A 9,814-nucleotide genomic window follows, 5' to 3' on the forward strand; every position below is an offset into this window, starting at 1 on the left:
CTGCGATTCTTGCTTTGCGCGATTGTTTTTCCCGCCTACCGTCCGCGAGCCAACAGCAACTTCTGGCAGTGCTCGAGGCTGAATTCGTCCCAGCTTTTCTTCGGCACAGTGCGTCAGCGGGTCTGCAGTATGGGCCGGGCCAGGAAGCGGTGGTAGCCGCCTCCTGGAAAAAGTTCGCGACCGGGCGGAGCTAGTCGGATCTAGCGATCACATCTTCCATCCGCAGTTTTCCTCGCCCGCCACCTCCACTGCCAGCACCCGGGTCGACGGCGCCAGACGACGACCCTTCGAACGACTTTTGCAGTCCCCCGGCGCCACCTTCGACCCCTTTTGCGCCAGTCTGCCCAGCACGATCCAGGGCATGACCGGCCGAGGCAGAACCATCCATGTCATGCATGACGGCACCACCTACCCAGCGCAGTATCTGGTTCGGCATCAAGTCCACCGTCTTGAAGCTCATGTTGGCAATGCCATAGACGGTGACGCTGTAGAGAATGACATGCAGCGTCCCGATCAGCAGCCCGACCGATGCCCCGCCTTGAACCGACTTCATTGTCGGCAAAAACAAGACGTTGAAGAGGGATACGACTGCATTGAAGATCTGCAGCCCGATTACGAGGGCGATCACCATTAGCACGGGCCGCAGGAACAGGCCGAGCAGGATCGTGTAGCCATTCTGTGCCATCGGCCCAGCCAGTCCCTCACCATCGGTCCGCAAATGGGCGATCAGCAGGATCGGCATGGCAACAATGGCCTCAAAGATCAGCACCAACCAGGACACACAGCCGAACATCCAGCGAACCAGCGGCAGGAACGGCAGGCCGACGGCCAGCAAGCCGCCCGACGAAATCAAGGCAGAGGCAAGAACGGCAACGAAGGGCGACAGGAAGCCGAGGCTTGCCGAAATGGCCTTCCCGAACATCATGAAGATGCCGAGTCCTGCTACCGTCCCCTCCGGACACGCCAATGAGCCAATCGCGGCGGCGGACCCAAGGCCGGTTGAAGCCCCGGCCAACAGCGCCATCCCCAAAATGAAGGCCAAAGACCAATTCAGGATCTTGTGGCCGAAAGCGACCGTCTCACCAAGCGGGTCGGCCGTGGTCATTTGGAAATCAGCGACTAGATCGGAGAATCCAAACATGGCAAAGACATGGTCGACTAGGCCGTCCTGTGTGCCTGCAGAGGTGCTCTCAAACGTCGGACGGCCGGCATCAACCAGTGCGGCATGCCAGTATGCATCCGCCGCCACAATGGGACGGCGGACCTCCTCTGGCCAGTCGGCGCGTACCGCCGGTCCGACGGTTTGTGGGATGGCGGATGCCGCCGCTAGAATCTGGCCGTTCAGCCTGGAAATGGTGTTAAACCACGCTGGAGCCGCAGCCCAGCCGGCAGCCTTCGTATCGTCGCTCATCTGCTTCTGTGCCTCGCCGTTCTGGGCCGCAACAGCCGCCGCGACATGCGCCACGATAGCTTGGCTGTAACGGTCGATCAGACTTTGAGCCGTCGATGTCGGAGGAAGAGCCGTGCGCTTGGAGGCGTTGGGATTCTCTGCGGCAAGGATTTGCTTCGCCAGTGCCTGCACGTCGGGCAGCACCTGCATCAGTGCGTCCCGATGGGCCGTTATCAATTCCTTGGCGCCGGCCTCCGACACATTGTCTGGTGGCGAGAATCGAATGGCCCCGCAGGCTTTCCGTGGATAGCTGCTGGTTCCGTCATAGGACCGTTCGACCGCCACCACCTGAGGATTCGAGGAGAGCAAAGGATATTTGAGCTCCCGACTAACCTTGACTGCGATGTATGGCGAGTCGCCGGTATTGTTCGCCACGGCATTGAATGCCGCCATACAAGTTTCGATCTGTAACGCGTTGGCCAGCACGCTGTCTGATTTTGGAACCCGAGGAGTGACGATCGTCCCTTTGCCGCTGGCGATCGTAGTGGTAAACGCGGTCCAGACCGACGAAGCGGCCTTCCCACCTTGGCCAGCCAGCCAAACGGTCGCCAGCTGGCCGCTGTTCCAGCCATCTGAGATCGGCACCAAGAAACCCACCGCAAAAACCAAACGGATGGGTGCCCACATGATCGAGTGCCGCTTGCCACCCGGCGAGCCGTGGTGACCAGACTCGAGCACAAACACACTGATATTCCATATAGTAAGCAAGCTGCCGATACTGAGGGCGACGCCATTGTAGACCAATAGCATTGCTCCAAGTGCACTCTGTACCTTGGCCCCGGTATTTCCACCTGCGGCAATACCGAACACATCAGTCAGCCATTTTTGCGATAGATCCCCGCCGGCGGCCAACCCGCTCAGCGCCTCCTGCGCATAAGCTGTACCGACGGCGATCTTCGCCAAACCGATCAATCCGCCGACTACCAGCGACAGCAACAGAAGCACCACCAACCCATACGGGGCCGCCTGCTTTGGGTCACGCCACCGCACCAGCTGCCCGGCTTCACTCAATATGTCGAGCGCCCCCACTTCGCCGGACTTCACAAACTCCTTCTTGGCTGCAGGATGGTTGGCAGGAAGAATGCCCGCGTCGATAAACAAGAGAGCAATCAGGCGGGCGAACAGGCGCCGCGTATAGCCCCAGTCAGGACGGAACTGCGGCAGGAAGGCGAATTTGAATGCTGCACCAATCATTTGCCGTCGCTCCTATTTTTCGGAGCTAAGACCCACTTTCTCAGCAGCAACAAAAATACAGAGGACAACAATACTGATAAGATTGCCGCCTCGACCACCGAACGGCTTCCAAAGTAAGCGTGGATTGCAAGCCCACATGCAGACGAGAGGGCGAGCATTCCGATGACGATCAAAAAATATGCCTGGAAAATGCAAAAGCATATTTCTTTTGTGGCGTTGAATATCACTCTATAAATCGTCACCATTTTACCCCCCCATCAGTTTGGAATGTCAGATTTCGACATAATGGCATCAAGGATGCGCTCGCGTTTCCGCATCATCTGCGCGCCGGTAGTCCACCCTGCGTCGTATTCGGGATCATGACGGCAGCGATTCGGACGACCGCGGCGCGCGTCGATCAGTCCGCGAAGCTGGCGAGCCTCGGCCATCGAATAGTTGGGGCAAGCTGCGAGTAACCCCGCGAGTTCTTTCAACTCGGCGAACGGCCCCGCAAAATCGAGCTGCATAAGCCACTCGTCCCATGCATCGGCGTTGGGATCATTGCGGTGGATAGAATCATACTGTATGTTTTCGCTCGTCATTGTCCTGTTCTCCTTAAGCATAGGCAGGATGGTGACAGGGCCGACGGTGCTCGCAACACCGTCGGCTCACCAACATTATTATTGTAATATTTTGTATGGCACGGAACAATTACTTATTTATGGGAGATAAGTAATTTTCACGCCAAGTTCTATACTTGGTACCGCTTTCACATCTTTTGCAGCAGGACCCCCTCCCGCTGGATGTTCTCCATTAATCGACGGCCGAGCGAAATCGCCCCCTATGAAGGTGGGACACTTCCTCGTTGAAGGCGCGGAGCGCCGCGGGAACCATCGCGCGATTGGCCACCGTTATGTGCCTCAGGTTGCTTCACCGCGCCTCTGCGACGTAGCGGTATCTCTCTCTTGCCAAAATCACTTTTTCTTCATGTCGAGGATCATCTTCCGCAAACTTCATGAGGCGGGTAACAATAGCCAATGCGCCGCCGCGATTCCACTTTCCGGCCCCCAGCACCACCGCGGAACGTAGCGTCCCGGCAAGCGCCTTCACTAGCCTTTCTTTGATCACGGCTCTTGCTTCAGTGGTTTTTCTCCCCAAGGGAATTCCCATTGTGATCGAGCTGGCGTGATAATAGGCGGCAGCCCAAAACCAATGCAGCGGCCAGCGCGCCCGGTTGCTGTCCGCCGAGGGCTGGCACAAGCGCCGAGTGGTTAACGCCTCCGACAGCAGGGTTTCCAGGTTGATGAGCAAATCGAGCATGGTCGAAATGCGACGGTTCTTCAGCCAGTCGGAGCGCATTCGAATTTCCAACCGCCACACATGTTCTTGCCGGCCATCGGCTTGACGGATCCACAGCCCCGATTTTTCCCAGAGGTCAAGCATCCATGTTTTTCCGGACGCCTCTTCTATTTCCCGACCCTTGTCGTAGACCTGGATTTCGAGCGGAGCCCGCTTGCCGATTGTCAGCGTCTCGAGTCGGCCCGCCTTTCCCCATACCTCGTCATGATCCCGATCCCGCCCAAACGCCCCGGATTTTTTCACCTCGCTGTGACAAATGACCTGTTCAATCAATCCCGGCCTCATCTCAGTGGTGAAATCGGGTGCGAAGAAGTCGAACGCAAAATGCGCCTCGCTCAGCCTCTCCCAATCATCGCCACGCCGACCTCCGAGGGCCAAAACCGCTTTCAACGCTCTTTCCCGGAGCCGGGCGTAGTCGTGTTCCCACAAGCCCGCGGCCGAGTACCACACCGACACGGGAAAGGCCATTTTTAGCGGGCGAATCAGGATGGCCATATCATCATTGGCTATCCAGTATTTGACCCCACGTCCGCCACGGGCGGACATCTGGAACGATTGCCCCCCGAGTTCGAACATCTCGCGGCCCTCCCCATCCTCTGAATAAGAAGCTGCCTGCTGTTTTGCCCCCTCTAGCCTCTCCTCTATTAATTCTGGAATCTCGATATCGAAGGCTTCTTTCACCGTGTCGAACCCAGACGCCAGCAGAAATGCCCGGTTTTGCCAGACTCCATTGGCAGGCAGGTTCAAAGAGGGCAAGCTTCGCCCTCCATGCAGCGTATCCCCGATCCCCCCTATTAGGTGGTGGGGGGATTGGTCCGTGGTGAGATTGCCATGAGGTGAAGCAGCCGCACGGTCGTCGTCCTTGACCTTAGCGGTGTGCTCGTGAAAAGTGGTGGCAGGCACGCCCTGAGGCGTGCCTGCACGTGCGGCCGTCGCCGCGCTCGCAGTCATCATCATCTGGGCTCAGCAGATGGCGGGCTTAGCGAACGCTGGCGGCGGCTATGCCGCCTTGTATCACAGGCTTTGAGGGCCGCCCTTTTTTCCTGGCCACGGGCAGTGGCTCAGTTTGTTGCGGTGCGTGCCCTTTAATCCAGGCAACGACCGCAGCCCGTTCATAGAACGCTCTTCCTCCACGCTTAAAATACGGCAGTTCGCCCGCCGGAAGATGGTCGAAAAAGCTGACCGAGATGCCGGTCAATTCAGCAAGCTGCTGTCGTGACAGAAAGCCCAGGTCGGGATGAGGCTGGCGACGGAGATTTGCCGTGGTCATAGCGGCTCCAAGCGATAGCGCTCGGAGCCTCTGCTGCAGGCATCCGCAAGCTGGAGTGGCACTCACTAGCCTCGCTCCGGATCACCCGGCGCTTGATGGATGGGGCCCTTGCGTAGCCTCACCCTGGCGACGTCAATGACGTCTACACCCTCACTCCGCCGGTCAGTTGGCGCCCACCTTTCGGAAAGCGTTGTGGCCTGTATGGTTGGCCGCCGGTTGGCTTCACGGTTGTTCTCGAAGCGGGTGTCCTAGTTTCGCACCTAGTCGACGACCCGTTCGAAAATCGTCGACAGTAGCAGTCACAGCCGTAACCCTATGCAATCTGGTGGGGGTCGTCAAGACATTGGCAGCATCCAGTTGCGGTGCCCTGCGGGACAAATGCGGGACACTGCGGGACAAATTCCATGCAGTTCTCTGCTGCGGCATACAGCGCCAAGCCATTGCTACATATTACAATTCCATGCTGCCTGCGGATCACTCGCTGTCTTCGGGAGGCAGGGGCCGGAGGTTCGAATCCTCTCACTCCGACCAACAAAGGCCAGTCAATCCAACGGGTTGACTGGCCTTTACCTTTTGCGGGCCTGCTATTGCTCCAAGGCTCTGGAGCCGCCACCGCTTCGCGTTTACCCTGGTCTGGCCGCCCGATGCGGCACAAGGGAGCGAGAATCGATGAAGCAGACGATCTGGACGCAGCGCTATGACATCAATTCGATCGTCTTGAACCACCGCAAGCGGCTGGGGCTGGTCGGCCTGCTGAAAATCCTGCAAGACACCGCCTGGACCCACGCCAACCATCTCGGCCACGGCTTTGACGACATGCTCAGCCGCAACACCATCTGGGTGCTGACCCGGCAAAAGCTGGCGATGACCGATTGGCCGGGCTGGGGCGATATCGTCGACATCCGCACCTGGGTCCGTCCGATCACCGGCCCGCTGGCCCAGCGCGATTACGAAATCTTCTGCGGCGACCGCAAGCTGGGCGAAGGCACCGCGAGCTGGCTGACGCTGGACCAGACGACGCGGCGGCCGATGAAGCTGTCTTTGACCGAAAGCGACACGATCTGTCGCGGCGACGGCACCTTGGCCACGACCCCGGAAAAGATCGCCATGCGGCCCGACCTCACTGTCACGGCGACGATCCCGGCCAGGATCAGCGATCTCGACGTCAACGGCCACGTCAACAATGTCTGCTATGCCCAGTGGATTCTGGACAGCCTGCCGCTCGAGGACCATTCCGCCTATCGCATGAGCGAGTACGAGATCAACTTCCTGGGCGAAAGCCGCCTGGGCGACAATGTGGCGCTGGAGCGCGAAGACCTGCCGCCCTCCCCCACCGCGCCGGTGCGGCTCCATTTCCAGGGCAAGCGGGACAGCGACAGCACCGCACTCTTTGCCGCCCGGATCGGGGTTACCCCGGCGGCCTGATCGCCACCAAAGGGCGGCGCGCAAACAGATCGTGACCCTCTGGCGAGGGCGTGCTATAGTGAAGGTTGAAATACCTCGCCAGAAAGGCACACGGCCATGGACATCTCAGCCATCGGCAGCAAGAACACCGCCGTCTTTCTCCCCCGCGCTCAGACCCAGCTTACTGGTCCTTATGCTGCGGCCAAACAGCAGGAGACCACGGCCCAGGTGTTGAGCCAAAGCCCGGCCCAGCAGCTTCAGCAAGCCCAGCAGGCCCAGGCGCAGCAGCCCCAACCCCTGGCTGCCACGCCACCCGGCAAGGGCAGCGTCGGTCAAGCCCTCGACGTCTCGGCGTAGCCGTCGGTCCCTCGTCTGATCTTCGCCCACCCTCTCCCGGATGGAGAGGGTGCGGTGATGGCGTTTCCGCCTGCCCCCTCCGCCCGACGCAGGCACCCCCTCGCCCGCAGCGGGAGGGACTTGTCAGTCCTTCCCCCCAAGGGTACATCTGACGGAGCTTCCCCCCTGATCGCAGGATGCCCGTCATGAGCAGCAAGCCCCCGCGCAAGTTCTTCGAGCCGCTGGCCATCGGTGCCCCGATGCCGTATCGCGACCTGCCGGTGCGGCTGGAGCGGATGATCCATTTCTTCCCGCCCCACATCGAGAAGATGCGGGCCAAGGCCGCCGAGATCGGCCGTCAGGTCGATGTGCTGCTCGGCAATCTCGAAGACGCAATCCCGGCCGAAGCCAAGGACGCGGCGCGGGCCGGGTTCATCGAGGTGGCGCGGGCCTGGGACAATCCCGCCACCGGGCTGTGGACGCGGGTCAATTGCCTGAACTCCCCCTGGTTCCTTGACGACCTCACCGAGATCGTCGCGGCGGCGGGCGACAAGGTTGACGTGGTGATGCTGCCCAAGGTCGAAGGACCGTGGGACATCCATTATCTCGACCAGTTGCTGGCCCAGTTGGAAGCGAAGCATCAGGTGCGCCGCCCGATCCTGATCCACGCGATCCTGGAAACCGCGCTGGGGGTCGATAATGTCGCCGCGATCGCCCAGGCCAGCCCGCGGATGCATGGCATGAGCCTGGGGCCAGCCGATCTGGCCGCCTCGCGTGGGATGAAGACCACCCGGGTCGGCGGCGGCCATCCCTTCTATGGCGTGCTGGAAGATGCCGCCCCGACCGCTCCCACCGCACCCTGTTCCAGCAGGACCCCTGGCATTACACCGTCGCCAAGATGGTCGATGCCTGCCAATCGGCGGGGATCAAGGCGTTCTATGGCCCGTTCGGCGACTTTTCCGACGATGCCGCCTGCGAGGCGCAGTTCCGCAACGCCTTCCTGCTCGGCTGTGTCGGCGGCTGGAGCCTTCACCCCAAGCAGATCGAGATCGCCAAGGCGGTGTTCAGCCCCGATCCGGCCGAAGTCCGCTTCGCCCTTAAAATCCTCGCCGCGATGCCCGACGGCACCGGCGCGGTGATGATCGACGGCAAGATGCAGGACGACGCCACCTGGAAACAGGCCAAGGTGATCGCCGACCTCGCCCGCGCCGTCGCCGCCCGCGACCCGGCGATGGCCGAAGCCTACGGGCTGTGAGCCGCCGATGAGCATCGTCGCCCCCCAGGACCTGCTGGCCCAACTCGGCCGCGATCAGCGTCTGCTCGGTCTCGATCTCGGCACCAAGACGATCGGGCTGGCGCTGTCGGACATCAGCCGCACCGTCGCCACCCCGTTCGACACCCTGCGCCGGACCAAATTCACCGCCGATGCCGATGCGCTGCTGGCGGTGATTGCCCGTCACGATGTCGGCGGGCTGGTGCTGGGGCTGCCGGTCGAGATGGACGGAGCCGAGGGGGCGCGGTGTCAGTCCACCCGCGCCTTCGCCTCCAACCTGCTGAAGCGGCAAGACCTGCCGATCGCCTTCTGGGACGAGCGGCTGTCAACCGCCGCCGTCACCCGCACCCTGCTCGAAGCGGATTCGTCGCGTAAGCGGCGGGCCGAAGTCGTCGATAAGATGGCCGCCGCTTATATCCTTCAGGGCCTGCTCGACCGTCTCGCCGCTCCGGGCTTCGTCACCCTGGGCTAAACCCCGACAGCACCAGCTTCCCCAGCGCCCGGCCGCTTTCCAGAATTTCGTGGGCCCGGCGCAGATGGGCGGCGTCGATCGGCCCCACCACTTCGGTCAGGGTGCTGCGCAGCCGTCCGGCATCGACCAGCGCCGCCACCTCGGTCAGGATGCGGTGCTGCGCCTCGATGTCGGGGGTGCCGAACAGCGAGCGGGTGTACATGAACTCCCAATGCAGCGAGATACTTTTCCGCTTCAGCTTGGTGATGTCGAGCGGTTGGTCGGGATCGTCGATCAGACCCAGCCGCGCCTGGGGCGCCATCGCCTCGACCAGGGCGTCGAAATGCTGGGTCGTCGCGGTCAGGCTCAACACATAATCGATCCCGGCCGGAGCAATCGCCTTGGCCTGCGCCGCCAGATCGCCGGAATGGTCGATAACGTGGTGCGCCCCCAGCGACAGCACCCAATCGCGGGTTTCCGGGCGCGAGGCGGTGCCGATCACGGTCAGCCCGGTCAAGGCCCGCGCCAATTGCACCGCGATCGAGCCGACGCCGCCCGCCGCGCCGACGACCAGCAAGGTCCCGCTCGCTCCCGGCTGAATCCCGATCCGCTCGAACATCAATTCATAGGCGGTGATCGCCGTCAGCGGCAGCGCCGCCGCCGCTTCGACACTCAGGCTGGCGGGTTTGTGACCGACGATCCGCTCGTCAACCAACTGCAATTCGGCATTACTGCCGGGGCGGTCGATCGCTCCGGCGTAATAGACCGCATCGCCAGGGGCGAACAGCCGGGCCTCGGCACCAGCGGCAATCACAGTCCCGACCGCATCCCACCCCAGCACCTTGGGCTGGCCCGCGGGATCGACGCGGTGGCGAATCTTGGTATCGACCGGATTGACCGAAACCGCCTCGACCCGGACCAGCAGATCGCGCCCGGTCGGAGCCGGAGGATCGGGCAAATCGACATCGACCAGACTGGCGGGATCGCTAATCGGCAGGGAACGGGTATAGGCCACGGCTTTCATCGCGTCGTCTCCGCTCTGATACAGGCAGGCTTGAGTGTGACCGCCTTTGCCCGTCGGCGACAAGAGGTCCTATT

Annotated in this window: 10 protein-coding genes; 5 read left to right on the forward strand and 5 right to left on the reverse strand. The window is 61.5% G+C overall.

Features of this window, described 5'->3' with window-relative positions:
* Window positions 1–190: 190 nt before the first annotated feature.
* The 4 genes from K678_RS03515 to K678_RS18505 form a co-directional block, all read right to left on the reverse strand.
* Window positions 191–2,644: a DotA/TraY family protein gene (locus tag K678_RS03515; RefSeq protein WP_021131084.1), complete on the reverse strand. Its 2,454-nt coding sequence runs from the start codon at window positions 2,642–2,644 to the stop codon at window positions 191–193.
* A 257-nt stretch (window positions 2,645–2,901) separates the two neighbouring features.
* The gene (locus K678_RS03525) at window positions 2,902–3,225 is read right to left on the reverse strand and encodes a hypothetical protein (RefSeq protein ID WP_021131085.1); all 324 of its coding nucleotides are present in this window, start codon (window positions 3,223–3,225) and stop codon (window positions 2,902–2,904) included.
* 328 nt (window positions 3,226–3,553) lie between these two features.
* Window positions 3,554–4,939, reverse strand: a complete 1,386-nt coding sequence (locus K678_RS03530; protein ID WP_021131086.1) for a hypothetical protein — start codon at window positions 4,937–4,939, stop codon at window positions 3,554–3,556.
* Between the two features lie 22 nt (window positions 4,940–4,961).
* Window positions 4,962–5,252 carry a helix-turn-helix domain-containing protein gene (locus K678_RS18505; protein WP_155804433.1) on the reverse strand — a complete coding sequence of 97 codons (291 nt, stop codon included), beginning with the start codon at window positions 5,250–5,252 and terminating at the stop codon, window positions 4,962–4,964.
* Window positions 5,253–5,921: 669 nt separating this feature from the next.
* On the opposite strand from K678_RS18505, the gene K678_RS03535 reads away from it, so the two are divergent.
* From K678_RS03535 to ruvX, 5 genes are all read left to right on the forward strand, one after another.
* Window positions 5,922–6,677 (forward strand): acyl-[acyl-carrier-protein] thioesterase, encoded by a 756-nt coding sequence (locus K678_RS03535; RefSeq protein WP_021131087.1) that lies wholly within the window; start codon window positions 5,922–5,924, stop codon window positions 6,675–6,677.
* A 96-nt stretch (window positions 6,678–6,773) separates the two neighbouring features.
* A complete protein-coding gene (locus tag K678_RS03540; RefSeq protein WP_021131088.1) occupies window positions 6,774–7,013 on the forward strand; it encodes a hypothetical protein in 240 nt (79 codons plus the stop codon).
* A gap of 185 nt (window positions 7,014–7,198) precedes the next feature.
* Window positions 7,199–8,131 (forward strand): HpcH/HpaI aldolase/citrate lyase family protein, encoded by a 933-nt coding sequence (locus tag K678_RS03545; protein WP_231376194.1) that lies wholly within the window; start codon window positions 7,199–7,201, stop codon window positions 8,129–8,131.
* Window positions 8,107–8,247 carry a hypothetical protein gene (locus K678_RS19375; protein ID WP_231376195.1) on the forward strand — a complete coding sequence of 47 codons (141 nt, stop codon included), beginning with the start codon at window positions 8,107–8,109 and terminating at the stop codon, window positions 8,245–8,247. Before K678_RS03545 ends, K678_RS19375 begins: the two co-directional genes overlap by 25 nt.
* A 7-nt stretch (window positions 8,248–8,254) precedes the next feature.
* Complete coding sequence (gene ruvX, locus K678_RS03550; RefSeq protein ID WP_021131089.1) at window positions 8,255–8,737, forward strand: Holliday junction resolvase RuvX; 483 nt, start codon at window positions 8,255–8,257, stop codon at window positions 8,735–8,737.
* Here the strand turns inward: ruvX and K678_RS03555 are convergent.
* A complete protein-coding gene (locus tag K678_RS03555) occupies window positions 8,724–9,740 on the reverse strand; it encodes a zinc-binding alcohol dehydrogenase family protein (protein ID WP_021131090.1) in 1,017 nt (338 codons plus the stop codon). The two genes, ruvX and K678_RS03555, sit on opposite strands and share 14 nt — an antisense overlap.
* Window positions 9,741–9,814: the final 74 nt, after the last annotated feature.

The organism is Magnetospirillum fulvum MGU-K5 (genome assembly GCF_000442515.1).
GTDB classification, from domain to species: domain Bacteria; phylum Pseudomonadota; class Alphaproteobacteria; order Rhodospirillales; family Magnetospirillaceae; genus Phaeospirillum; species Phaeospirillum fulvum_B.

Excerpts from the sequence above, each read along its gene's own strand:
- K678_RS03555 (WP_021131090.1), bottom strand. The coding sequence starts at position 9,740 with ATGAAAGCCGTGGCCTATACCCGTTCCCTGCCGATTAGCGATCCCGCC.
- K678_RS03515 (WP_021131084.1), bottom strand. The coding sequence starts at position 2,644 with ATGATTGGTGCAGCATTCAAATTCGCCTTCCTGCCGCAGTTCCGTCCT.
- K678_RS03535 (WP_021131087.1), top strand. The coding sequence starts at position 5,922 with ATGAAGCAGACGATCTGGACGCAGCGCTATGACATCAATTCGATCGTC.
- K678_RS03545 (WP_231376194.1), top strand. The coding sequence starts at position 7,199 with ATGAGCAGCAAGCCCCCGCGCAAGTTCTTCGAGCCGCTGGCCATCGGT.
- K678_RS19375 (WP_231376195.1), top strand. The coding sequence starts at position 8,107 with ATGCCCGACGGCACCGGCGCGGTGATGATCGACGGCAAGATGCAGGAC.
- K678_RS03530 (WP_021131086.1), bottom strand. The coding sequence starts at position 4,939 with ATGATGATGACTGCGAGCGCGGCGACGGCCGCACGTGCAGGCACGCCT.
- K678_RS03525 (WP_021131085.1), bottom strand. The coding sequence starts at position 3,225 with ATGACGAGCGAAAACATACAGTATGATTCTATCCACCGCAATGATCCC.
- ruvX (WP_021131089.1), top strand. The coding sequence starts at position 8,255 with ATGAGCATCGTCGCCCCCCAGGACCTGCTGGCCCAACTCGGCCGCGAT.
- K678_RS18505 (WP_155804433.1), bottom strand. The coding sequence starts at position 5,252 with ATGACCACGGCAAATCTCCGTCGCCAGCCTCATCCCGACCTGGGCTTT.
- K678_RS03540 (WP_021131088.1), top strand. The coding sequence starts at position 6,774 with ATGGACATCTCAGCCATCGGCAGCAAGAACACCGCCGTCTTTCTCCCC.